General features: G+C 71.3%; 19 protein-coding genes. 13 read left to right on the forward strand and 6 right to left on the reverse strand.

Going from position 1 to position 23,854, the window contains the following annotated elements; genetic code table 11:
• Positions 1-7 precede the first annotated feature (7 nt).
• From GA0115234_RS38195 to GA0115234_RS38205, 3 genes are all read left to right on the forward strand, one after another.
• The gene (locus tag GA0115234_RS38195; RefSeq protein ID WP_093550958.1) at positions 8-1,039 is read left to right on the forward strand and encodes an ABC transporter substrate-binding protein; all 1,032 of its coding nucleotides are present in this window, start codon (positions 8-10) and stop codon (positions 1,037-1,039) included.
• Complete coding sequence (locus GA0115234_RS38200) at positions 1,036-2,244, forward strand: LLM class flavin-dependent oxidoreductase (RefSeq protein ID WP_093550960.1); 1,209 nt, start codon at positions 1,036-1,038, stop codon at positions 2,242-2,244. Before GA0115234_RS38195 ends, GA0115234_RS38200 begins: the two co-directional genes overlap by 4 nt.
• 132 nt (positions 2,245-2,376) lie before the next feature.
• The gene (locus GA0115234_RS38205; protein WP_093550962.1) at positions 2,377-3,501 is read left to right on the forward strand and encodes an NAD(P)-binding domain-containing protein; all 1,125 of its coding nucleotides are present in this window, start codon (positions 2,377-2,379) and stop codon (positions 3,499-3,501) included.
• A 12-nt stretch (positions 3,502-3,513) separates the two neighbouring features.
• Here GA0115234_RS38205 and mltG read toward each other — a convergent pair whose 3' ends face one another.
• Together mltG and GA0115234_RS38215 are read right to left on the reverse strand one after the other, a co-directional pair.
• A complete protein-coding gene (mltG, locus tag GA0115234_RS38210) occupies positions 3,514-4,362 on the reverse strand; it encodes an endolytic transglycosylase MltG (RefSeq protein ID WP_093550964.1) in 849 nt (282 codons plus the stop codon).
• A 392-nt stretch (positions 4,363-4,754) separates the two neighbouring features.
• Positions 4,755-6,560: an ABC transporter ATP-binding protein gene (locus GA0115234_RS38215; protein WP_093550966.1), complete on the reverse strand. Its 1,806-nt coding sequence runs from the start codon at positions 6,558-6,560 to the stop codon at positions 4,755-4,757.
• Positions 6,561-6,695: 135 nt separating this feature from the next.
• On the opposite strand from GA0115234_RS38215, the gene GA0115234_RS38220 reads away from it, so the two are divergent.
• From GA0115234_RS38220 to GA0115234_RS38240, 5 genes are all read left to right on the forward strand, one after another.
• Positions 6,696-7,139 (forward strand): MarR family winged helix-turn-helix transcriptional regulator, encoded by a 444-nt coding sequence (locus GA0115234_RS38220; RefSeq protein WP_093550968.1) that lies wholly within the window; start codon positions 6,696-6,698, stop codon positions 7,137-7,139.
• Positions 7,140-7,220: 81 nt separating this feature from the next.
• Positions 7,221-10,172: an FAD-binding and (Fe-S)-binding domain-containing protein gene (locus tag GA0115234_RS38225; RefSeq protein ID WP_093550970.1), complete on the forward strand. Its 2,952-nt coding sequence runs from the start codon at positions 7,221-7,223 to the stop codon at positions 10,170-10,172.
• 214 nt (positions 10,173-10,386) lie between these two features.
• On the forward strand, positions 10,387-11,838 hold the full coding sequence (locus GA0115234_RS38230; RefSeq protein WP_093550972.1) for a Gfo/Idh/MocA family protein: 1,452 nt from the start codon (positions 10,387-10,389) through the stop codon (positions 11,836-11,838).
• A gap of 206 nt (positions 11,839-12,044) precedes the next feature.
• Positions 12,045-13,877: an ABC transporter transmembrane domain-containing protein gene (locus GA0115234_RS38235; protein ID WP_093550974.1), complete on the forward strand. Its 1,833-nt coding sequence runs from the start codon at positions 12,045-12,047 to the stop codon at positions 13,875-13,877.
• The gene (locus GA0115234_RS38240) at positions 13,874-15,655 is read left to right on the forward strand and encodes an ABC transporter ATP-binding protein (RefSeq protein ID WP_093550976.1); all 1,782 of its coding nucleotides are present in this window, start codon (positions 13,874-13,876) and stop codon (positions 15,653-15,655) included. Before GA0115234_RS38235 ends, GA0115234_RS38240 begins: the two co-directional genes overlap by 4 nt.
• A 55-nt stretch (positions 15,656-15,710) precedes the next feature.
• On the opposite strand, the gene GA0115234_RS38245 is transcribed toward GA0115234_RS38240, so the two are convergent.
• Positions 15,711-16,502 (reverse strand): metal-dependent hydrolase, encoded by a 792-nt coding sequence (locus tag GA0115234_RS38245; RefSeq protein ID WP_093550979.1) that lies wholly within the window; start codon positions 16,500-16,502, stop codon positions 15,711-15,713.
• A gap of 138 nt (positions 16,503-16,640) precedes the next feature.
• Here GA0115234_RS38245 and GA0115234_RS38250 point away from each other — a divergent pair, with 138 nt between their 5' ends.
• Positions 16,641-19,154 carry a DEAD/DEAH box helicase gene (locus GA0115234_RS38250; protein ID WP_093550981.1) on the forward strand — a complete coding sequence of 838 codons (2,514 nt, stop codon included), beginning with the start codon at positions 16,641-16,643 and terminating at the stop codon, positions 19,152-19,154.
• A gap of 46 nt (positions 19,155-19,200) precedes the next feature.
• Positions 19,201-20,073, forward strand: a complete 873-nt coding sequence (locus GA0115234_RS38255; RefSeq protein ID WP_093550983.1) for an acyl-CoA thioesterase — start codon at positions 19,201-19,203, stop codon at positions 20,071-20,073.
• A gap of 11 nt (positions 20,074-20,084) precedes the next feature.
• Here GA0115234_RS38255 and GA0115234_RS38260 read toward each other — a convergent pair whose 3' ends face one another.
• The 3 genes from GA0115234_RS38260 to GA0115234_RS38270 form a co-directional block, all read right to left on the reverse strand.
• Positions 20,085-20,336 (reverse strand): DUF6011 domain-containing protein, encoded by a 252-nt coding sequence (locus GA0115234_RS38260; RefSeq protein WP_093550986.1) that lies wholly within the window; start codon positions 20,334-20,336, stop codon positions 20,085-20,087.
• Between the two features lie 139 nt (positions 20,337-20,475).
• Entirely contained in the window at positions 20,476-20,757 is a 282-nt protein-coding gene (locus GA0115234_RS38265) for an SHOCT domain-containing protein (RefSeq protein WP_093550989.1), read from the reverse strand.
• A gap of 74 nt (positions 20,758-20,831) precedes the next feature.
• Complete coding sequence (locus GA0115234_RS38270; RefSeq protein ID WP_176729389.1) at positions 20,832-21,272, reverse strand: DUF6325 family protein; 441 nt, start codon at positions 21,270-21,272, stop codon at positions 20,832-20,834.
• Between the two features lie 289 nt (positions 21,273-21,561).
• On the opposite strand from GA0115234_RS38270, the gene GA0115234_RS38275 reads away from it, so the two are divergent.
• From GA0115234_RS38275 to GA0115234_RS38285, 3 genes are all read left to right on the forward strand, one after another.
• Positions 21,562-22,383 carry a hypothetical protein gene (locus GA0115234_RS38275; RefSeq protein WP_343335971.1) on the forward strand — a complete coding sequence of 274 codons (822 nt, stop codon included), beginning with the start codon at positions 21,562-21,564 and terminating at the stop codon, positions 22,381-22,383.
• A gap of 132 nt (positions 22,384-22,515) precedes the next feature.
• Positions 22,516-23,058 carry a GNAT family N-acetyltransferase gene (locus GA0115234_RS38280; RefSeq protein WP_093550991.1) on the forward strand — a complete coding sequence of 181 codons (543 nt, stop codon included), beginning with the start codon at positions 22,516-22,518 and terminating at the stop codon, positions 23,056-23,058.
• Between the two features lie 231 nt (positions 23,059-23,289).
• The gene (locus GA0115234_RS38285) at positions 23,290-23,778 is read left to right on the forward strand and encodes a glutathione peroxidase (protein ID WP_093550993.1); all 489 of its coding nucleotides are present in this window, start codon (positions 23,290-23,292) and stop codon (positions 23,776-23,778) included.
• The last annotated feature ends 76 nt before the right edge of the window (positions 23,779-23,854 follow it).

Raw genomic sequence — 23,854 nt, forward strand, 5'->3', positions numbered from 1 at the left:
GCATCCGATGAGAAACCGCTCCCTGCCCGCCCTCCTTCTTCTGCCCCTCACCGTGCTGGTGTCCGCCTGCGGCGGGGCCACCTCCGCCTCCACCACCGGGAACACCGACGGGAAGGGCGCCGTCACCCTCGACGTCGGTGACCAGAAGGGTGGTTACGAAGCCATCCTGCGGGCCTCCGGTGAGCTGGACGATCTCGACTACCGGATCAAGTGGTCCACCTTCAGCTCCGGCCCGCCCCTGCTGGAGGCCGTCAACGCCAAGGCCGTGGACATCGGGGGCGTCGGCAATACGCCGCCGGTCTTCGCGGCGGGTTCCGATTCCCGGATCGTCGTGGTGGGGGCCGGCCACGGCTCGTCCGCCGGCGAGGCGATCGTCGTCCCCGAGGACTCGCCGTTGAAATCCCCCGAGCAGCTCAAGGGCAAGTCGATCGCGGTGGCGCAGGGCAGTTCGGCCCACTACCAGCTGATCGCCTCGCTGAAGAAGGCCGGGCTCGGCATCAAGGACGTGAAGCTGAACTACCTCCAGCCGGCCGATGCGCTGGCCGCCTTCAGCCGGGGCAAGGTCGATGCCTGGGCGATCTGGGACCCGTACACCTCACAGGTGCTTCGCAGCACGAAGTCCCGCGTGCTGACCACCGGGCAGGGCATCGTGAACGGGCTCAGCTTCCAGGTGGCCTCGCCGGACGCGCTGAAGGACGCCGGGAAGTCCCGGGCGATCGGCGATCTGCTGGTGCGTCTGCAGCGGGCCCAGTCCTGGGTGTTCAAGCATCCGGAGGCATGGGCGAAGGTCTGGGCGAAGGAGACCGGACTGCCCTACGCGGTGGCTCTGGACGCGGTCAAGCGCAGTTCCGGCACCCGTGTGTCCGTCGCCGTCGATCCTGCCGCGATCGCCTCCGAGCAGGCGATCGCCGACACCTTCGCCGATCTGAAGCTCATTCCGCGGCGCTTCGCCTTCGAGGACTACGTCGACACCCGGTTCAACCGCGATCTTCCTCCGTCCTCCACCGCTCCCCGCTCGTACGGAAAGGCCTCGTCATGAATGTTCATCTGCACTGGTTCCTGCCCACCGGCGGTGACGGGCGCACGCTCGTCGACCGGCACGCGTACACCGACGGCGGGATCAGGCGGGACCGGATCACTCCGGTGAGCGGGGTGCGCGCTCCCGACATCGAGTATCTGGCGCAGATCGCCAAGGCCGCCGAGCAGTTGGGCTTCGAAGCCGTGCTGACGCCCACCGGGACCTGGTGCGAGGACGCCTGGCTGACCACGGTGGCCCTGTCCCAGCACACCGAACGGCTGAAGTTCCTGGTGGCGTTCCGGCCGGGGGTGATCTCGCCGGTGCTCGCCGCGCAGATGGCGGCGACCTATCAGCGGATCACCCGGGGGCGGCTGCTGCTCAATGTCGTCACGGGCGGCGACTCGACGGAGCAGCGGCGGTTCGGTGACCATCTGGACCATGACCGGCGCTACGCGCGGACCGCGGAGTTCCTGTCGGTGGTGCGGGGTGCGTGGAGCGGGCAGCCCTTCGATTTCGACGGTGCGCACTACCAGGTGGAAGGCGGGCTGACCGCGCTGCCGCCGGACCCGCTGCCGGACGTCTTCTTCGGCGGTTCGTCGGCGGCGGCCGGTCCGGTGGCCGCCGCGCACGCCGATGTCTATCTGACCTGGGGCGAGCCGCCGGCCGCGGTGAAGGAGAAGATCGACTGGATCCGCGGCCTCGCCGAGGAGCAGGGCCGTACGGTCCGTTTCGGCATCCGGCTGCACACGATCTCGCGCGACTCCTCGCGCGAGGCATGGGCGACGGCCGACCGGCTGCTGGGCGATCTCGATCCCGAGACGATCGCCACGGCCCAGCAGGCGCTGGGGCGGAGCGAGTCGGTCGGGCAGCAACGGATGCTGGCGCTGCACGGCGGCTCGCGCGACAAGCTGGAGGTCTCACCGAACCTGTGGGCGGGAGTCGGTCTGGTACGGGGTGGTGCGGGCACCGCGCTGGTCGGGAGTCATGCGGAGGTCGCCGACCGGATCGAGGAGTACCACGCGCTGGGTGTGGAGCACTTCGTCCTGTCCGGCTACCCGCATCTGGAGGAGGCGTACTGGTTCGGCGAGGGCGTCACGCCCGAACTGGCGGCACGCGGCCTGCTGTCGACCGTACCCGCGTCGCCGCTGCTCGGAGTGCCCGCCGCCAACGGCAGGCCCGCGTCCGCGCCGGGCGGGGCGCCGCTGTTGGTCGCCGGGGGCCGCTGACCGGTCGGCGAGGAGAACGGTGGAGACCGGCGGGGCGCTGCGTCGTCGCGCCGGTCCGCCGGCGGGCGCTGATGGGGAAGGGGCCACGGGTGTTCGGGGAAGATCCGCAGCCCGCGCAGAGTTAGTAGAAGTGTGAACAACTTCGGGGTGGTCGCTGCGCGCAACATCGATGTCGTCGTGATCGGCGCCGGACAGGCCGGGCTGTCCGCCGCCTACCATCTGCGCCGCACCGGCCTGGAGCCCGATCGCGACTTCGTCGTGCTCGACCACGCCCCGCGCCCCGGCGGCGCCTGGCAGTTCCGCTGGCCCTCGCTGACGTACGGCAAGGTCCACGGCATGCATGCCCTGCCCGGCATGGAACTCACCGGAGCGGACGACGACCGGCCCTCCTCCGAGGTGATCGGCGCGTACTTCGCCCGGTACGAGCACACCTTCGACCTGCGGGTCCACCGCCCCGTCGAGGTGACCGCGGTACGGGAGGGGGCCGAGGGGCGGCTGCTCGTCGAGACCTCCGAGGGGGTGTACGCCGCCCGTGCCCTGATCAACGCCACCGGCACCTGGGACCGGCCGTTCTGGCCGCGCTACCCGGGCCAGGAGAGCTTCCTGGGGCGGCAGCTGCACACCGCGGACTACCCGGGTCCGGCCGGATTCGCCGGTCAGCGCGTGGTGGTGGTCGGCGGCGGTGCCTCCGGTACGCAGCACCTGATGGAGATCGCCGAGGTGGCGGCCGAGACGTACTGGGTGACGCGCCGGCCACCGGTCTTCCGGGACGGCCCCTTCGACGCGGACCGGGGACGGGCCGCGGTGGCGCTGGTGGAGGAGCGGGTACGGCGCGGGCTGCCGCCGCGGAGCGTGGTGAGCGTGACCGGGCTACCGCTCACCGACGCGGTGCGGCGCGCCCGCGAGACGGGGGTCCTCGACCGGCTGCCGATGTTCGACCGGATCACGCCGGGCGGGGTCGCGTGGGACGACGGCCGGACGGTCGAGGCGGATGTCATCCTCTGGGCCACCGGCTTCCGGGCCGCCATCGATCACCTCGCACCGCTGAAGCTGCGCGAGCCGGGCGGCGGCATCCGGGTCGAGGACACCCGGGCGGTACGGGACGCCCGCATCCATCTCGTGGGGTACGGGCCGTCCGCCAGCACGATCGGCGCCAACCGGGCGGGGCGGGCCGCCGTGCGCGCGATCGGCCGGCTGCTGGACGGGACGGGCCCGGCGGCGGAGGCCGACGGGGCGCTCGCGCCCGCCCCGGTGTGACGGTGCGGGCCCTCAGCCGGCGGACGCGCCGCGGTGGTTGCGGTTGAACTCCGCCACGTTCTTCTGCTGTTCCGTGTAGCTGCTGGTGAAGCGGGTGTCCCCGGGTGCGACCGTGACGAAGTACAGCCATGCTCCGGGAGTGGGGGCGATCGCCGCCGTCATCGCCTGCTCCCCCGGGTTCCCGATGGGCGTGGGCGGCAGCCCCTTGCGTTCGTAGCTGTTGTACGGGCTGTCGATCTTCGTGTCGCCCTTGGTGGTGTGCAGGGTGCTGCGGTTCAGGGCGTAGTTGAGCGTGGAGTCCATCTGGAGCGGCATGCCCCGGTCCACCCGATTGTAGACGACCCTGGCCACCTTGCCCATGTCGGCCGCCGAGTCCGCCTCGGCCTGCACGATGCTGGCGATCGTCACCGTCCGGTACACCGATACGCCGTTGCGCCGCGCGCCCGCGGCGATGTGATCCGCACCGAACCGTTCGACCGCGGTGTCGACCATGTACGTGAGCAGGCCCCGCGGGGTCGTGCCGGAGGTGATGGGGTAGGTCGCCGGGAAGAGGTAGCCCTCGGGGTTCCCCTTCGCCTCGGCCGGGAGCGCCAGATCCGCCGTGCCCGCGGCCTTCTCGGTGGTCCCGGGTTCGACCGCGAGGGCCTTGTCGACCGCCGCGTAGACCTGGGAGGCGCGCCAGCCCTCCGGAATCACGAGCGAACGGGCCCGCTCGACCCGTGGCGCCCTCGTCAGCAGCGGTACGAGCACGGCCGCTGCCACGACCAGGACGAGCACGATGCCGATGAACAGCGCCAGACGGCCGCGCCGGGTCGGGCGGAGCGTGCGGCGGGGCGGGGTGTCCGGGGACTCGTTCGCCATGCGGGCACGCTATCCCGCCGTCCCGAGCCACGGCCCGGACGACACGGTTCCCTCATTTCGCGAAGGGAACACACGAACAGGGGATCGGATGTTCGCTGGAACGCGTGATCGTCTCGCCATTCGTTGCTCAACTCCCCTGCGGCGCAGGATGATTACAGGGCGCAAGCGACGGGCTGCAGACCGCGACTGTGCTGTCCCAACACATGCACCATGTACAAGGAGAACCACCGAATGAACATCATCACCAACCTGCTCGCCGGCATCGTCCACTTCGTGGGTTGGCTCATCTGACCATTGCTCCGCCCGGCGCCGTCGCTCCCCGTCCCACGGGAGCGGCGGCGTCGCCGCGTGTCCGGCCTCCCCGGGGGCGGGGGCACCCCCGGCCCCTCGCATCAGCTCGCCGCGTGGGCGGGCTGGGTGTCCCTGCGGACCAGCGCGGCATAGCGGCCGTCCTCCTGGAGCAGCCCCTCGTGGCTGCCGCGCTCGGCGATCCTGCCGCCGTCCAGGACGACGATCTGGTCGGCGTCGCGGACGGTGGAGAGCCGGTGCGCGATGGTGAGGGTGGTGCGCCCCTCGGAGAGCGCGTCGATGGCTTCCTGCACGGCGGATTCCGTACGGGTGTCGAGGGCGCTCGTCGCCTCGTCGAGCACCAGGACGGGCGGGTCGCGCAGGATCGTGCGGGCGATGGCGAGGCGCTGCTTCTCCCCGCCCGAGAAGCGGTAACCGCGCTCGCCGACGAGGGTGTCGTAGCCGTCGGGGAGCGAGGCGATGTGGTCGTGGATCTGGGCAGCGCGGGCCGCCGCCTCGATCTCGGCATCGGTCGCGTCCGGCTTGGCGAAGCGCAGATTGTCGGCGACCGAGGCGTGGAAGAGGTAGGTCTCCTGGGAGACCACGCCCACGGCTCTCGCCAGGGTGTCGAAATCGAGATCGCGCACATCGACCCCGTCGAGCGTGACCCGGCCGCCGGTGACGTCGTAGAGCCTGGGGACCAGATAGCCGAGTGTGGACTTGCCGGACCCGGTCGGTCCGACGACCGCCAGGCTGCCGCCGGCCGGGACGGTCACGTCGATGCCGTCGAGGGTCGGGCCGCTCTTCTCGTCGTAGCTGAAATCGACGCCCTCGAAGCGGACCTCGCCTCGGATCCGCTCCAGCCGGACCGGATGCTCGGGCTCGGTGATGTCCACGTCGAGGTCGAGGTACTCGAAGATCCGCTGGAAGAGCGCGAGGGACGTCTGCATGTCCACACCGGTGGAGAGCAGGCTCACGGCGGGCCGGAAGAGGCCCTGCTGGAGCGAGACGAAGGCGACGAGGGTTCCGATGGAGACGTCGGGGCCGCCGGACTGCAGGGCGAGGCCCGCCGCCCAGTAGATGACGGCGGGCATGGCGGCCATGACGAGGCCGATCGTGGACATCCGCCACCGCCCGGCCATGCTGGAACGCACTTCGAGGTCGACGAGCTTCTCGGACTCCTCGGCGAAGCCCTTGGTGAGGGAGTCCGAACGGCCCATCGTCCGGCCGAGCAGGATGCCGCTGACCGAGAGCGACTCGGTGACCGTGGCCGCCATGGCGGCCATCTGCTGCTGACGCCGGGTGGTGATCCGCTTGCGCTCGCGGCCGACCCGGCGGCTGATCCAGACGAAGACCGGCAGCAGCAGGAGCGAGACCACGGTGAGCCGCCAGTCGAGCGCCAGCATGGCGACGACCGTGGCGATGACCGCGGTGAGATTGGAGACCAGGGACGTCGCGGTGGAGGTGACCGTCGCCTGCATGCCGCCGATGTCGTTGGCTATGCGGGACTGGACCTCGCCGGTGCGCGTCCGGGTGAAGAAGGCGAGCGGCATCCGCTGCAGCTGGGCGTAGACGGCGGTGCGCAGGTCGTGCATGACCCGCTGGCCGACCGTGGTGGAGATCAGGGTCTGCAGGACGCCGAAGATGCTGTTCAGCACGGCGGTGAGGATCATGCCGAGGGCGAGCAGCGACAACAGTCCCGTACGCCCCTGGGGAATGGCCTCGTCCAGGATCTCGCGCAGAAGGAACGGCGAGGCGACCGACACCAGCGACGAGGCGCCGACGAGCAGACCGACCAGGGCGAGCCGGCCCCGGTAGGGACGGAAGAGGCGCAGGATGCGGCGCACCTCGGCGGGCGGACGGTTCGCGTCCTTCGGCGGGGGTGTCCAGTTGATTGTGTCGGGTTTCATGGGCTCCTTCGGAGGGGGTGCGGCGGCCGTGACCCCGAACGGGGCTCGGGCAGGCGCTCGGGCGGGCCGATTTCGAGAGCCTAGCTCATTGTTACCTATACTCACAATGAACAGGGTCCTGATATTGTTCCCTCCATGGACTCCTCCGACGCCGATGGCGTGCTCGCCGAGCAGCTGCTGAGGGTGACCCGCAGACTCCAGCGGATCCAGAGCCGCCAGCTGGAGCCGATGGGCATCACCCCCGCCCAGTTCCGGCTGCTCCGCACCGTCGCGCATTACGACGGCCCGCCCCGGATGGCCGATCTCGCGCAACGCCTGGATGTCGTCCCGCGCGCCGTGACCACCCTGGTCGACGGACTGGAGGCGAGCGGGCGGGTGCGTCGCGCCCCCGATCCGGACAGCCGCCGCGTGGTCCGCATCGAGATCACCGAGGAGGGCCTCGCCACCCTCCGGTCGCTGCGCGACGCGCGCCGGGCCGCCGCGGAGGAGATCCTGGCCCCACTCACCGCCGATCAGCGCGAGGTGCTCGGCGGGCTGCTGTCCGCCCTGGTCGACGGAATGCCGGAGCGACGCTGTTAGACACCGCCCGGACGGCCCCGCCCCCGCCGGGTGACGCACGTCCGCCGTGATACCGAACCGAACCGCCGAGGAGAGCTCGACATGCCACTGCTGGAGCCGAAGCCGGAAGCACTCCGCCCAGGTGCGGTACGTACGCCGTCCATGGACCGGGTCCCCGACCGGCAGGCTCCGGGCACGCCCGAACCGCTGCGCGGCGACCTGCTCGCCCTGCTCGGGCCGGAGAAGGTGCTGTGGAAGGTCTCCGACCTGGTCAAGTACGCCTCGGATGCCAGTCCCTACCGCTTCGTCCCCCAGGTCGTCGTGGTCCCGCAGGACATCGACGACATCGCCGCGGTCCTGTCGTACGCGCACGCGCAGGGCCGCGAGGTCGTCTTCCGGGCGGCCGGCACCAGCCTGAACGGCCAGGCCCAGGGCGAGGACATCCTGGTCGACGTGCGCCACCACTGGGCGGGCATCGAGGTCCTGGACGACGGCGCACGGGCCCGCATCCGGCCGGGTACGACGATCGTGCGGGCCAACGCCGCCCTCGCCCGGCACGGCCGGCTGCTGGGCCCCGACCCGGCCAGCGCGATCGCCTGCACGATCGGCGGAGTCGTCGCCAACAACGCCTCGGGCATGACGGCGGGCACGACCCGCAATTCGTACCGCACGGTCTCCTCCCTCACCTTCGTGCTGCCGAGCGGCACCGTCGTCGACACGGGCGCCCCGGCCGCGGACGAGGACCTCGCCCGCGCCGAGCCGGAGCTGTGCGCGGGGCTGCTGGCCCTGAAGGCGGAGATCGAGGCGGATGCCGCGCTCACCGCCCGGATCCGTGCCAAGTACGAGATCAAGAACACCAACGGCTACCGCCTCGACGCCTTCCTGGACGGCTCGACGCCGGTCGGGATCCTGCGCGGTCTGATGGTCGGCTCCGAGGGCACCTTCGGCTTCATCTCCGAGGTCGTCTTCGACACGCTGCCGCTGGACCGGCGTGTCTCCACGGCCCTGCTGTTCTTCCCGTCCCTGACCGCGGCGGCGGCCGCCGTGCCCCGTTTCAACGAGGCGGGGGCGATCGCCGTCGAGCTGATGGACGGCAATACGCTGCGCGCCTCGGTGAGCGTCCGGGGCGTGCCCGCGGACTGGGCCGATCTGCCCAAGGAGACCGCGGCGCTGCTGGTGGAGTTCCGGGCCCCGGACGAGCCCGGCCAGGAGGCGTACGAGCGGGCGGCGGCGGCCGTGGTCGAGGGGCTCGACCTGGTCGCGCCCGTCCCCTCGGTGACCAACGGTTTCACCCGCGACGCCAAGGTCATCGCCGGGTACTGGAAGGCCCGCAAGGCGTTCGTCACCGCGGTCGGCGGCTCCCGGCCCTCGGGCACGACGCTGATCACGGAGGACTTCGCGGTGCCGCCCTCCCGGCTGGCCGAAGCCTGCGAGGCCCTGCTCTCGCTCCAGGCGGAACACGGCTTCGACGCCGCCGTGGCGGGCCACGCGGCCCACGGCAACCTCCACTTCCTGCTCGCCTTCGACGCGGCGAAGCCGTCCGACGTCGACCGCTACGCCGCGTTCATGGACGACTTCTGCCGGCTGACGGTGGAGCGCTTCGACGGCTCGCTGAAGGCCGAGCACGCCACCGGCCGCAATATCGCCCCCTTCCTGGAGCTGGAGTGGGGCCCCAGGGCGACCGAGCTGATGTGGCGCACCAAGCAGATCATCGACCCCGACGGCGTCCTGGCCCCCCGGATCGTCCTCGACCGCGACCCGAAGGCCCATCTGCGCGGGCTGAAGACCATTCCCGAGGTCGAGGCGGTCGCCGACCCCTGCATCGAGTGCGGCTTCTGCGAGCCCACCTGTCCCAGCCACGATCTGACCACGTCCCCGCGCCAGCGGATCGTGCTGCGCCGGGAGATGATGCGGCAGCCGGGCGGCTCCCCGGTGGAGACACAGCTGCTCGACGCCTACGGCTACGACGCCGTCGACACCTGCGCGGGCGACTCGACGTGCAAGCTCGCCTGCCCGGTGGGCATCGACACCGGCGCGATGATGAAGGACTTCCGCCACCAGCGGCACTCGCCGCGCGAGGAGCGGGTCGCGGCGCTCACCGCGAAGAACTTCAAGGCGGTGGAGGCTGCGGCGCGGCTCGCGGTGGCCGCCGCCGACCGGATCGGCGACCGGCTCGGCGACGGACCGCTGGAGACCATCACCGCTCTCGCCCGCAAGGCCGTGCGCCCCGATCTGGTGCCCGAGTGGCTCCCCGAGATTCCCGGGGCCGCCGCCCGGAAGCTGCCCAGGACCTCGCGCGTCGGGGCGAGCGCCGTCTACTACCCGGCGTGCGTGAACCGTATCTTCGGCGGCCCCGAGGGCCATCGCGGCCCGTCGCTGCCGCAGGCCGTCGTCGCCGTCTCGGCCCGCGCCGGAAAGCCGGTGTGGATCCCGGACGACGTGGCGGGCACCTGCTGCGCGACGATCTGGCACTCCAAGGGGTACGACGAGGGCAACGCCGTGATGGCCAACCGCATCGTGGAGGCGGCCTGGGGCTGGACGGCCGGCGGAAAGCTGCCACTGGTCGTCGACGCCTCGTCGTGCACCCTGGGCATCGCCCATGAGGTGGTGCCGTATCTCACCGATGACAACCGGGAGTTGCACCGCGAGCTGACCATCGTCGACTCCCTGGTCTGGGCGGCCGACGAACTGCTTCCCGGGCTGACGGTCCTCCGGAAGACCGGTTCGGCGGTCCTGCATCCGACGTGCTCCATGCAGCATCTGGACGATGTGGAGCAGTTGCGTACGGTCGCGGAGGCCTGCGCCGAGGAGGTCGTGATCCCGGACGACGCCGGATGCTGTGCCTTCGCGGGCGACCGGGGCATGCTGCACAAGGAGTTGACGGCCTCGGCGACGGCGAAGGAGGCCGCCGAGGTGAACGGGCGCGCGTACGACGCCTATCTCTCGGCCAACCGGATGTGCGAGATCGGAATGGACCGGGCCACGGGGCATACGTACTACTCGGTGCTGATGGAACTGGAGCGGGCGACCCGGCCGGGGGCCGTGGTGCGCTGACCGCCGGGGACGTTCGGTCCCCGTAGGCGCCCCCGGACAGCCGGGCGGGCTCGGCACATACGAGCCCGCCCGGCTTTCGCATGTGTACGAAAGTCCATGGTTTCAAAACAGGAGTCCAATCACTCCCCTTGCGCAACAGCAGACCCGACTACCAAGGTCCATCACGAGGTTCATTCACCAGCCGCGCACGTCAGACCCCCCTTACGGAGGATCGATGAACGACGCAGCACAGCAGAACGACGGTACGCAGGACGGCGACGAGGGCTCGATGAGCCGCCGCTCGGTTCTCTGGACGACCGCCGGAGTGGCCGGTGCCGGGCTCGGACTCGGCGCCCTCGGCGGCTCCACCGCGGCCGCCGCCCCCGGCCGGACCCCGGACGCCACTGCCCCGGAGGGGGCGGACGCTCCGAAGCGCCAGGGCAGGACCATGGTGGGCGTCCCCTTCGACCGGCGCTCCACCGTCCGGGTCGGCATCGTCGGCCTCGGCAACCGCGGTGGCAGCATGATCGATCTCTTCCTCGCCGTCAGTGGCGTACAGGTCGTCGCCGTCTGTGACCCGGTCAAGGACAAGGCGCAGCGCGCCGCCGCGAAGGTGACCGCCGCGGGGCAGCCGGCCCCCGCCGTCTACACCCATGGCGAGGACGACTACGAGAACCTCTGCGAGCGCGGAGACATCGACTTCGTCTATGTGGCGACCCCCTGGGACTTCCACTTCCAGATGGCGAAGACCGCTCTGCTGAACGGCAAGCATGTCGGCGTGGAGTGTCCGATCGCGCTCCGGCTCGACCAGCTCTGGGAGCTGGTCGATCTGTCCGAGCGCACCAGACGCCACTGCATGCAGCTGGAGAACTGCTGCTACGGGCAGAACGAGATGCGGGTGCTGCGCATGGCGCACGCCGGTCTCTTCGGCGATCTGCTGCACGGCGCGGGCGCGTACAACCACGACCTGCGCGGCCTGATGTTCGACCCTGGCTACTACGAAGGCCCCTGGCGCAGGCTCTGGCACACCCGGCTGCGTGGCGATCTCTACCCCAACCACGGGTTCGGCCCGGTCGCCAACTACATGGACATCAACCGCGGCGACCGTGCGGTGAGCATCACCAGCGTCGGTTCCCCGTCCCTCGGGCTCGCCGAGTACCGCAGGAAGAACATGCCGGCCGGCGACCCGAGCTGGAAGGAGACCTATATCGAGTCCGACCGGACGATCAGTCTCGTCCAGACCGCCAAGGGACGGGTCATCCGGCTGGAGCACGACGTGTCCACTCCGCATCCGTACTCGCGGATCAACAGCCTCGGCGGCACGAAGGGCGTCTTCGAGGACTATCCCGCGCGCATCTACATCGAGCCCGACCACACCGACGACAACTGGGGCGACTTCTCCCGGTACCAGGACTGGGACCACTGGCTGTGGAAGGAGCACGCCAACCCGCCCGGCGGCCACGGCGGCATGGACTACATGCTGGTCTTCCGGCTGATGCAGTGCATGCGGCTCGGCCTCGTCCCCGACTTCGATGTGTACGACGCGGCGACCTGGACGTCGCCGGTGCCACTCAGCCATCTTTCGATCAGGGCGAAGGGCGCTCCGCAGGAGATACCGGACTTCACCCGCGGTGAGTGGAAGAAGGCCCGCTCCGGCATGGACTCGGAGAATCCCGAGCAGTCCTAGCCGCCGCCGCGGCCGGGCGGGCCCGGTACGTGCCCTGCGGGGCCCGGCCCGGCCCGCCCGGCCGCTTCTCAAACATGGCGCGATGTGTACCGTTCGTGAAGAAAACCAATTGCTCCGACCGACGTCCCGGGGCGAACCTGGCACGGTTTGGATCATTCACCTTGATCCATCCACCGAACCACCGGCACACCGAACCATGGGACGTCATGCAGATTCGCGATCTTCCCTACCCGGATCCAGGCGATCCCGATGTCCGTTCAGGTCCACGCTTCCTGCTCTGGCTCGGCCGCAATCAGCTCGGGGGCCAGCTCAGATCCATGTCCTGGGGCCTGCTGCACCAGTGCTCCATCGCCGGGCTGTCGCCCGCCGTCGGGCTCGCCGTCCAGGCCGTCGTCGACCGTTCCGGCACCCGCCTCGCGTGGACGGGCGGGCTGATCGCGGTGCTGGGCGTGCTGATCGCGCTCGGCGACACGATGCTTCACCGGACCGCCATCACCAACTGGATCACCGCCGCCGCCCGGGTCCAGCAGCTGCTGGCCCGCAGGACCGCGGAGCTCGGCTCGGCGCTGACCCGTCGGGTCGCGGCGGGCGAAGTGGTCGCGGTGTCCACCGGGGACGTCGAGAAGATCGGCTGGTTCGTCGAGGCCGTCTCCCGCTTCGCCGCGGCCGCCGCCGCCCTGGTACTGATCTGTGCGGGGCTGCTCCTCTATCTGCCGTCGCTGGGCATCCTGGTGACGGTCTCCGTGCCCTTGCTGGCCCTCGCCGTGCTGCCGCTGCTCCCCCGGGCCACCAAACGCGCGGACCTCCAGCGCGAGAAGGCCGGCAAGGCCACGGAGCTGGCCTCGGACACCGTGGCGGGGCTGCGGGTGCTGCGCGGGATCGGCGGCGAGGAGCTGTTCCTCGGCCGCTACCGGCGAGCCTCGCAGGAGGTCCGGGAGGCTGCCGTGCACAGCGCCCGGATGTGGTCGCTGATCTCCGCGGTCCAGGTGCTGCTGCCGGGCGTGCTGCTCATCTCGCTGGTCGTCTACGGGGCGGTACTGGCCCGGGACGGCCGGATCGGGGTCGGCCAGCTGGTCACGGTGTACAGCGCGGCGACGCTGATGCTGTTCCCGCTCCGGCACTTCGAGGAGATCGCGATGGCGTACTCCTTCTCGCGGCCGTCCGCCCAGCGCGCGGTCCGGGTGCTGTCGTTGCACCGTACGGCCGGGCCGTCGACTGTCGACGGCGCGCCGACCGGCGCGCTGTACGACCCGGCCACCGGTCTGATGGCCCCGGCCGGGCTGTTCACCGCGGTGGTCTGCGGCGATCCGGACGAGGCGGGCCGACTGGCCGAGCGGCTCGGCGGACACGCGCAGACGGACTCCGACCCGGAGTCCGACGAGGGCGCCGCGGCACAGAAGCCCCCCTCCGTCCTGCTCGGTGGCGTACCGCTGGACGAACTCCCGCTGGACTCCGCCCGGACCGCCGTACTGGTCCAGGACAAGGACCCGGTTCTGCTCTCCGGCACCCTGCGCGAGCTGCTGGACGTCCCGTCGTCCGGCCGGGTGACCCCCGAGGAAGCACTTGCGGCCGCACAGTGCGGCGATGTGCTGGATTCCTTGGCGCAGGCGTCACCGGCCGCGGACGGCGACCCGATGGCCACCCGGATCACCGAACGCGGCCGGTCGCTCTCGGGCGGCCAGCGTCAGCGGCTCGCACTGGCCCGCTCCTTGGTGACCGACCCGGAGGCGCTGGTTCTCGACGAGCCGACCTCCGCCGTCGACTCTCACACCGAGGCCCGGGTCGCCGCCGGGATCAAGGCACTGCGCCAGGGCCGCACCACCGTCGCGTTCGCCTCCTCGCCCCTGCTGCTCGACCTCGCGGACCGGGTGGTGCTGGTGCACCGGGGCACCGTCGTCGCGGTCGGCGAGCACCGCGAGCTCCTGGACACGGAACCCCGCTACCGGGCGGTCGTGACACGCGAGACGGACGACGAGATCGCGGCCCTGACCACCGGGTGCGCGACCGGAACGATCGAGGAAATCGAGGAACGGGCATGATCGGCGTCGCAGTACCGGCGTACGACCCGGCCGCGCCGGAGTCGGCGACGACCCTGCCGGTCGGCACCCCCACCACCGTACGGAGCTATGTACGGGAGCTGCTGCGGCGCCATCGCGGCCGGTTCACCGTGCTCGTCGCGTTCAACGCGATCGCGGTCGTAGCGTCGATCGTCGGACCGTATCTGCTGGGCGGGCTGGTGGAGGATCTCTCCGACGGTGTGCGGGACCTCCATCTGGAGCGCACCGCCGGGATGTTCGCGCTCGCGCTGATCGTGCAGACCGTGTTCACCCGGCTGATGCGCCTGCGCAGCGCGATGCTCGGTGAGGAGATGCTGGCCGATCTGCGCGAGGACTTCCTCGTCCGGTCGGTCAAGCTGCCGCCGGGGGTGCTGGAGCGGGCCGGGACCGGAGATCTGCTCTCCAGGATCACCACGGACATCGACCGGCTGGCCAACGCGATGCGCGAGGCCGTGCCGCAGCTGGCGATCGGCGTGGTGTGGGCGGGGCTGCTGCTCGCCGCCCTCACCGTGACGGCCCCGCCGCTGGCGCTCTCGGTGCTGATCGCCCTGCCCGTGCTGATCCTCGGCTGCCGCTGGTACTTCAGGCGGGCGCCGTCCGCGTACCGGTCGGAGGCCGCGGGATACGCCGCGGTGGCCGCGATGCTCGCGGAGACGGTGGACGCCGGACGGACCGTGGAGGCGCACCGTCTGGGTGCCCGGCGGGTGGCGCTGTCGGACACCCGTATCACCCAGTGGGCCGCGTGGGAACGCTACACATTGTTCCTGCGCTCGGTGCTCTTCCCCGTCATCAATGTCACGTATGTAACGATTCTGGGCGCGGTGCTGATGCTCGGCGGCTGGTTCGTCATCGAGGGCTGGCTGACCGTGGGGCAGCTGACGACGGGTGCGCTGCTGGCGCAGATGATGGTCGACCCGATCGGTCTGATCCTGCGCTGGTACGACGAGCTCCAGGTGGCACAGGTGTCGCTGGCCCGGCTGGTCGGCGTACGGGAGATCGAACCGGGCGCGGGCGACGCGGAGGTCGTCCCGGACGGCCGGGACGTGCGGGCCGACGAGGTGCGCTTCGGTTACCGCGCCGGCCTCGACGTCCTGCACCGGGTGTCGCTGGACGTCGCACCGGGGACGCGCCTCGCGCTGGTCGGCCCGTCCGGCGCGGGCAAGTCCACGCTGGGCCGGCTGCTGGCCGGGATCTACGCCCCGCGCACGGGCGAAGTGACGCTCGGTGGCGCCGAGTTGTCACGGATGAGGGCGGAGGACGTACGTACGCATGTGGCGCTGGTCAACCAGGAGCACCATGTGTTCGTCGGTTCGCTGCGGGACAACCTCCTGCTGGCCCGTACCGGCGCCGAGGACGCCGAGCTGTGGGCGTCGCTGGCGGCCGTCGACGCGGACGGCTGGGCGAGGAGCCTGGCGGAGGGGCTGGACACCGAGGTCGGTTCCGGCGGTCTGGCGCTGACTCCGGCCCAGGCCCAGCAGATCGCCCTGGCCCGGCTGGTCCTGGCCGATCCGCACACGCTGGTGCTGGACGAGGCGACGTCGCTGCTGGACCCGCGGGCCGCCCGTCATCTGGAGCGTTCGCTGGCCCGGGTGCTGGACGGCCGTACGGTCGTGGCGATCGCCCACCGGCTGCACACCGCGCACGACGCGGATGTGATCGCGGTGGTGGAGGGCGGCCGGATCAGCGAACTGGGCAGTCATGACGAGCTGGTGACGGCGGACGGCGCGTACGCGGCGCTGTGGCGGTCCTGGCACGGCTGAGCACACCGCCCTGGGCCCGCCCGGTCACGCCGGGCGGGCCCAGGGCGGTGTGCCGTCAGATGAAGTTCAGCGCGGCCGCCCCGCCCACTCCCCCGAGCACCATGAACACCGGCATCAGTACCTTCAGCTCCACCCAGCTCCCGGCCCGGAACCGCATGGCCTTCGGCGGGCCGATCGGGTACCAGCGCTTGCGGCCGATCGGGATGGGCCACAGGATCGGGCAGCCGGAGACGGTCAGCGCGTCACCGATGTCATGGACGAGTGCGCCGAGCACGATGGGCAGCCCGAGCCAGAGGTACTCCTGGCCGGGGGCGGTGAACAGCCAGTCCGAGCCGTTGCCCGGCTTGTCGAGGACGCCGGCGAGTATCCAGGCGCTGGTCGCGCCGAGCAGCCAGACCAGGACGTCGCTGGACATCCGGGCGGCCCGCCACAGCAGCCCCTCGACGGCGAGCACCAGGTGGACGAAGAGGATCGCCAGCACCGCCCACCGGCCGCCGGTGATCGCCGCGGCGGAGGCGCCGGCGCCGATCAGGACCGCCCACACCCAGGTGTGGGTCAACGTCCGGTGGCCGCCGTTGCGGGCCGAGTCACCGCGCATCTTCGTCGCCTTGTAGACGGCGTGCGAGAGCTTGTCGACGATCTCGCAGAGCCCCCGGGACACCGGCCCGAAGGCGCGCGAGATGGTCGCGGACTTGTGGTCGAGGTCCGGGGCCAGTGCGGCTCCGGCGGTGATCAGCGCCCCGACGACGAGGACGGGCCACGGCATCGCGTGGCCGGCGGCCGCCGCCGCCGCGCCCACCCCCAGCCAGGCCGCCGCCCCTGACAGAGAGTGTGCCGGTCCCATCATGGTTCTTCCCGCCCCCAGAGTCGTATCGCTGCCATGGCCGTTGTGGCATGGCCGAGTTGAGTGGGAAGCGTATCGTCCGTGATCTTCATACGGTCGTCCGGTTCCCTCATCCGGGCGGAAGGCAGGCAAGATGGGGGCGTGACCCTTATCGATCAGCTGCCCCCGACCGACGACCCCGACGCCCTCTTCGAGGCTTTCTCGTCATGGACCGAGACGCAGGGCATCACCCTCTATCCGGCTCAGGAGGAGGCGCTGATCGAGGTGGTCTCCGGCGCGAACGTGATCCTTTCCACCCCGACCGGCTCCGGAAAGAGCCTGGTCGCGGCGGGTGCGCACTTCACGGCGCTGGCCCAGGACAAGGTCACCTTCTACACCGCGCCGATCAAGGCACTGGTCTCGGAGAAGTTCTTCGACCTGTGCAAGCTGTTCGGTACGGAGAACGTCGGCATGCTCACCGGCGACGCCTCGGTCAACGCCGACGCCCCGGTGATCTGCTGCACGGCCGAGGTGCTGGCCTCCATCGCGCTGCGTGACGGCAAGTACGCCGACATCGGCCAGGTCGTGATGGACGAGTTCCACTTCTACGCCGAGCCGGACCGCGGCTGGGCCTGGCAGATCCCGCTGCTGGAACTGCCGCAGGCCCAGTTCATCCTGATGTCGGCCACCCTCGGTGACGTCCGGATGTTCGAGGAGGACCTGACCCGCCGCACCGGCCGCCCCACCTCCGTGGTGCGCTCCGCGACCCGGCCGGTGCCGCTGAGCTACGAGTACCGGCTGACCCCGATCACCGAGACCCTCACCGAGCTCCTGGACACCCGGCAGTCGCCGGTCTACATCGTGCACTTCACCCAGGCCGCGGCGGTCGAGCGGGCGCAGTCGCTGATGAGCATCAACATGTGCAGCAAGGAGGAGAAGGAGAAGATCGCCGATCTGATCGGCAACTTCCGCTTCACCACCAAGTTCGGCCAGAACCTCTCCCGCTATGTGCGGCACGGCATCGGGGTGCACCACGCGGGTATGCTGCCGAAGTACCGGCGTCTGGTGGAGAAGCTCGCCCAGGCCGGTCTGCTGAAGGTGATCTGCGGTACGGACACCCTCGGCGTCGGCGTCAACGTCCCCATCCGCACGGTGCTGTTCACCGCGCTCACCAAGTACGACGGCACCCGTGTGCGTACGCTGCGCGCCCGCGAGTTCCACCAGATCGCCGGCCGCGCGGGCCGGGCGGGCTTCGACACGGCGGGCTTCGTCGTGGCGCAGGCGCCCGAGCACGTCATCGAGAACGAGAAGGCCGTCAAGAAGGCGGGCGACGACCCGAAGAAGAAGCGCAAGGTGGTCCGGAAGAAGGCCCCCGAGGGCTTCGTCGCCTGGTCGGAGACGACGTTCGACAAGCTGATCCAGTCCGACCCGGAGCCGCTGACCTCCCGCTTCCGGGTCACGCACACCATGCTGCTGTCCGTGATCGCGCGGCCCGGCAATGCCTTCGACGCGATGCGACACCTGCTGGAGGACAACCACGAGCCGCGCCGGGCGCAGCTGCGGCACATCCGCCGGGCCATCGCGATCTACCGCTCGCTGCTGGACGGCGGTGTGGTGGAGCAGCTCGACGAGCCGGACGCGGAGGGCCGGATCGTCCGGCTCACCGTCGATCTCCAGCAGGACTTCGCGCTCAACCAGCCGCTGTCCACCTTCGCGCTGGCCGCGTTCGACCTGCTGGACCCGGACTCGCCCTCGTACGCGCTGGACATGGTCTCCGTCGTCGAGTCGACGCTCGACGACCCGCGGCAGATCCTCGCCGCGCAGCAGAACAAGGCACGCGGCGAAGCGGTCGGGCAGATGAAGGCGGACGGCATCGAGTACGAGGAGCGGATGGAGCTGCTCCAGGAGGTCACGTACCCGAAGCCGCTGAGCGAGCTGCTGTGGCACGCGTACGACGTGTACCGCAGGAGCCACCCGTGGGTGGGCGACCACCCGGTCTCGCCGAAGTCCGTGATCCGTGACATGTACGAACGCGCCATGACGTTCACGGAGTTCACCTCGAACTACGAGCTGGCCCGGACCGAGGGCATCGTGCTGCGGTATCTCGCCAGTGCGTACAAGGCGCTGGAGCACACCATCCCGGACGACCTCAAGTCCGAGGACCTGGAGGACCTGATCGCCTGGCTGGGCGAGATGGTCCGCCAGGTGGACTCCAGTCTGCTCGACGAGTGGGAGCAGCTGGCCAACCCGGAGGTGGAGACCGCCGAGCAGGCGCAGGAGCGGGCCGACGAGGTGAAGCCGGTCACGGCCAATGCCCGCGCCTTCCGGGTGCTGGTGCGCAACGCGATGTTCCGCCGGGTGGAACTGGCCGCGCTGGACCGGGTCCGCGATCTCGGTGAGCTGGACGGCGAGGCGGGCTGGGACGAGGACGCGTGGGGCGAGGCGATGGACGCCTACTGGGACGAGTACGAGGACCTGGGCACCGGTCCGGACGCCCGCGGGCCGAAGCTGCTGAAGATCGACGAGGACACGGCGCACGGTCTGTGGCGGGTCCGGCAGACCTTCGCGGATCCGAACGGCGACCACGACTGGGGCATCAGCGCGGAGATCGATCTGGCCGCTTCCGACGAGGAGGGCCGGGCCGTGGTCCGCGTGACCTCGGTCGGTCAGCTGTGAGGGCGTACGCCGTGGCGGCGCCGCTGCGGGAGTGGGGACGAACGGCATGACGAATCCCGCCGAGCGCCTGGTCGATCTGCTCGACCTGGAGCGGATCGAGGTCAACATCTTCCGTGGGCGCAGCCCCCAGGAGTCGCTGCAGCGGGTCTTCGGCGGGCAGGTCGCCGGGCAGGCGCTGGTCGCGGCGGGCCGGACCACCGACGGGGACCGGCCGGTCCATTCGCTGCACGCGTACTTCCTGCGGCCGGGGCGTCCGGGTGTGCCGATCGTGTACGAGGTGGAGCGCGTCCGGGACGGCCGGTCGTTCACCACGCGCCGGGTCACGGCCGTCCAGCAGGGCCGGACGATCTTCAATCTGACGGCGTCCTTCCACCGGCCGGAGGAGGCTGGCTTCGAGCACCAGCTGCCGCCCGCCCGCGAGGTCCCGGACCCCGAGGAGTTGCCGACCGTCGCCGAGGAGGTCCGTGAGCACCTGGGAGCGCTGCCGGAGGCACTGGAGAGGATGGCTCGCAGGCAGCCGTTCGACATCAGGTACGTCGACCGGCTGCGCTGGACGAAGGAGGAGGTCGAGGACGCCGATCCGCGCAGTGCGGTGTGGATGCGCGCGGTCGGCCCGCTGGGCGACGACCCCCTGGTGCACACCTGTGCGCTGACGTACGCCAGTGATATGACGCTGCTCGACGCGGTCCGTATCCCGGTGGAGCCGCTGTGGGGGCCGCGCGGCTTCGACATGGCGTCGCTGGACCATGCCATGTGGTTCCACCGCCCGTTCCGGGCGGACGAGTGGTTCCTGTACGACCAGGAGTCGCCGGTCGCGACGGGCGGGCGGGGGCTGGCGCGGGGCCGGATCTACGACCGCGGTGGCAATCTGCTGGTGTCCGTGGTGCAGGAGGGGTTGTTCCGCCGCCTCGGTGCGTAGCCGTGCCCGGGTCAGACGCCGGGCAGCGGGTCCTGCTCGACCTCGTGGCGGCGGGTGCGGATGTCCGGGGGCGCGGGGTGGAGTTTGGCGTCGCAGGCGGGGCCGAGACCGGTGCGGCGTGACTCCGTACCGGTGAGCGGGCGGCCGCAGAGGCGGCAGCGCACCACCTTCCGGCGGGCGGTGCGACCGGCCGGTTCGTCCTCGGGCGAGGGCTCGGTGCCGGATCCGGGGAGGGGCTCGGGGAAGGGCTCGGCGGATTCCACGGATCGATCTTCTCAGGACGCACGTCCACGGTGCGACGTCCCGGGTGCCGGGCGCGCGGGACGAGTTCATCGGCACGCTCGTCCGCGAGCAGGCCCTCCATGGCGAGGGGCTGCGGACCCGGTCACACGGCCGGACCGGTCAGGAGGCGAGGATCCTGGCCTTCTGGGCCTCGAACTCGCCCTGGCTCAGCACTCCCTGGCTCTTGAGGTCGCCGAGGTCCTTGAGCTGGGCGATCTTGTTGCTCATCTCGTCCTCGGGCGGGAGGGAGGCGGGCGGCGGCGCGGCGGGGGTCGGCCGTGTCTGCTGGGCGTCCTGCTGCGCCCAGCGGCCCGCCTGGCGCCGGGAGACCCGGTTGGAGACCGAGGTGGCGGTTCCGGCGATCACCGCTGTACGGGCGACGCCACGAAGAAGGCCTGGCATGGTGCATCTCCTTTGACTGGCTCGGCGAGAACGGCCGGGCGACCGGCCTGCTCCGCGTGGACGTCCGGCCCGGCCTACCCGGCCTCGGCCGCGTCGAGCGATGCCAGGAGCTCCTGGACCGGGATCCGCCCGCCGGCGACGAGCCGTCCTCCGGAGCGGCGCAGGGCGGCCGCGAACGGTCCGGCCCAGGCGTTCTCGTAGATGACGATCCCGGCGGCGCTGCCGGGTTCGAGGACCGCGCTCACCTCGTCGATGTCGTCCCGGCCGAGCAGGCCGGAGGACACCCCTTCGAACACGGCGAGCTCGTCGTGGCCGTCCCCGGTCAGCTCGGAGAGTTCGACCCCCGCGACCGTTCCGTCCTCGTCCTTCCTGACGAAGACCAGGTCGAGGATCCGGATGATTCCCCGGTCGACCAGGTCGACCAGCAGGGGCAGCCCCTCGCCCGTCATCCGGTTTCCCGGGAACTCGACCACCAGGTAGTCGATCGGCCCTGTCTCGTCGGTCTCGCTGCTCACACCGGCTCCTCGGAGTCTCGACTGCCCCGCGTCCGGCCGGGGCCTGTGCTTCCGTCATTGGAGCAGCGGGCGGGCCGGTGCGCATCTCGGTCGTGGGTGTCGCCCGGGTGTGGCCGGGCGCGGCCCGGTTACGCCGTCGGAGGGACGGCGGGGCCCCCGATGGCCCAGTGGCGCGAGCCGCGCGCCGCCCGTCCCCCGCCGCCACGGATGGTGATCGCGCGCACGGCCCACGGGGCCGGCCCGGGGTCCCTCGGATCCCGGTACCAGCGGCGTCCGAGGAGGCACGGACATGACGGCCGATCGAGTCATGGTGGGCGTGGCCCTCATCGTGGTGCTGGCCCCGCGCGGCATGGTCGCCGCGGCGACCGCGTCCACGTTCTCCGCGACGCTGGTGGCGCAGGGCGTCGCCGGCGCCGGCGCCGGCGACGGCGCCGAACGGATCCTGCCCGCGACCTTCGTGGTGATCGTCGCCACCGTCACGCTGTACGGTCTGACGGCCTTCCCGGTCGCCCGGCGGCTCGGGGTGCTGCGCCCCGCGCGCTCCCGCCCCCTGCTGGTCGGCGGCGCGCCCTGGGCGGTCGACCTGGGACGCGCGCTGGGCTCGACGGGGCTCGACGTGCTGATGTGGGCGGGCGCCGAGCGGCAGCGGGCCCGGATCGAGGAGGCCGGACTGGCCCTGGCGCCGGGCGAACTGCTCGCGGCGGCCTCCGGTGCCGGGGCGGAGCTGGAGGGCATCACCGGTGTGCTGCTGCTCACCGAGGACGACGACTTCAACGCGCTCGCCGCCATGACCCTGCGGGAGAGCGTGGAGGGACCGGTCCACCGGCTCGCTCCGGCCGCCGGCCGCCAGGGCGTGGTGGCGCCGTACACCGGGAGCGAGCCCCTGTTCCGTACCGGTCTGACCGGGCCGGAGCCGGCCCGCCGGTACGAGGCCGGGGCCCGGGTGCTGACGCGGCACGCCGACGGCGGCCTCCCGGCCGGTCACGAGGTGCTCTTCGTCGTCAGCGCCGACGGGCGGCTCGCACCGGTCACCCACACACGTACACCGGACGCCGGGCCGGGCGATGTAGCCGTGCTCCTCGGTCCCCCGTCCCGGCAGCCGTCGGCCTGAGGGGGCGGCCGCGTTCCCGGGTGTGCGGGCCGCGCTTCCCCTGCCCGTGACCGGAGCGGGCCCGCTGTGCTCTGATGATCGTTCCGCCATGACAGCCACGAAGGCCGTGAAGGCCGCGAAAGGACACCGCGCATGACCGAGATCGTCCCTGTGCACGGACCCGAACTGGTCACTTATTCCGATGAGTTGGCCGCTCTCCTGGTGGACACCGTGAACGGCGGGTCGTCGGTGGGTTTCCTCGCGCCACTCGAGCGTGACGCGGCCGCCGCCTGGTGGCGGGAGCGGGCCGGGGCCGTCGAAACGGGCCACCTCCAGGTGTGGATCGCCCGCGACGCCGAACGGGTCATCGGAACCATCGGACTGGTCCGGTCCCCGCTGCCCAACGCACGGCACCGCGCGGAGGTGACCAAGCTGATGGTGCGTCCGTCGGCCCGCGGCCAGGGGCTGGGCCGGTCGCTGCTCGACGCCGTCGAGCGGTCGGCCGCCGAGGCCGGTGTCACCCTGCTGGTTCTGGACACCGAGAGCGGAAGTCCCGCCGAGCGGCTGTACCGTTCGGCGGGCTGGACGGAGTGCGGCTCGATCCCGGAGTACGCCGGGGACCCGGCCGGAGTCCTGAAGCCGACGACCCTCTACTACAAGCCGCTCGGCCCCGCGCGGGCGACGCCCTCCCGATGACGGCGCGATCGCCGGGCCCCGTACCGATCCCCCGGGCGGGGCACAGGAGTTCGGCGCCCGGCGCGAACCGTACACGGGTCGCTCATCGGGGTCATGCCGTGTTCGAGGCGATGGCGGGACCCTCGCAGGTCGGCGAGGTGCGCGGGCTCCGGGCGGCCGACGACCGGCTTCGTACGGACCGGCTCCGGGCGTGACAATGGCTGCGGAAGTCACTTCTACGAGGAGACCCTCATGACGCTGCACGACATCCCCCTGCGCACCCTCACCGGCGAGCCCACCTCCCTGGCCGACTACAGCGGCAAGGTGGTCCTGTTGGTGAATGTCGCGTCCAAGTGCGGGCTCACCCCGCAGTACGCGGGCCTGGTGAAGCTCCAGAACGAGTACGCGGACCGCGGCTTCACCGTGCTCGGCGTGCCGTGCAACCAGTTCGCCGGTCAGGAGCCGGGCAGCGCGGAGGAGATCCAGACCTTCTGCTCGACGACGTACGGAGTCAGCTTCCCGCTGCTGGAGAAGACCGAGGTGAACGGCGACGGCCGCCACCCGCTCTACGTCGAGCTGGCCCGGCTGGCGGACGCGGACGGCGAGGCCGGTGACATCCAGTGGAACTTCGAGAAGTTCCTGATCTCCCCGGCGGGCGAGCCGGTAGCAAGGCTGCGCCCGCGCGTGGAGCCGGAGTCGCCCGAGCTCGTCACGGCCATCGAGTCCCTCCTTCCCGCCTGACACACCGCGCCCCCGACCGCCGGACGGGCCAGGATTCCGGCCCGTCCGGTGATCGGGGGCGGCCCCGGAGGGACGG

This window comes from Streptomyces sp. DvalAA-43 (assembly GCF_900091725.1).
GTDB lineage: Bacteria > Actinomycetota > Actinomycetes > Streptomycetales > Streptomycetaceae > Streptomyces > Streptomyces pulveraceus.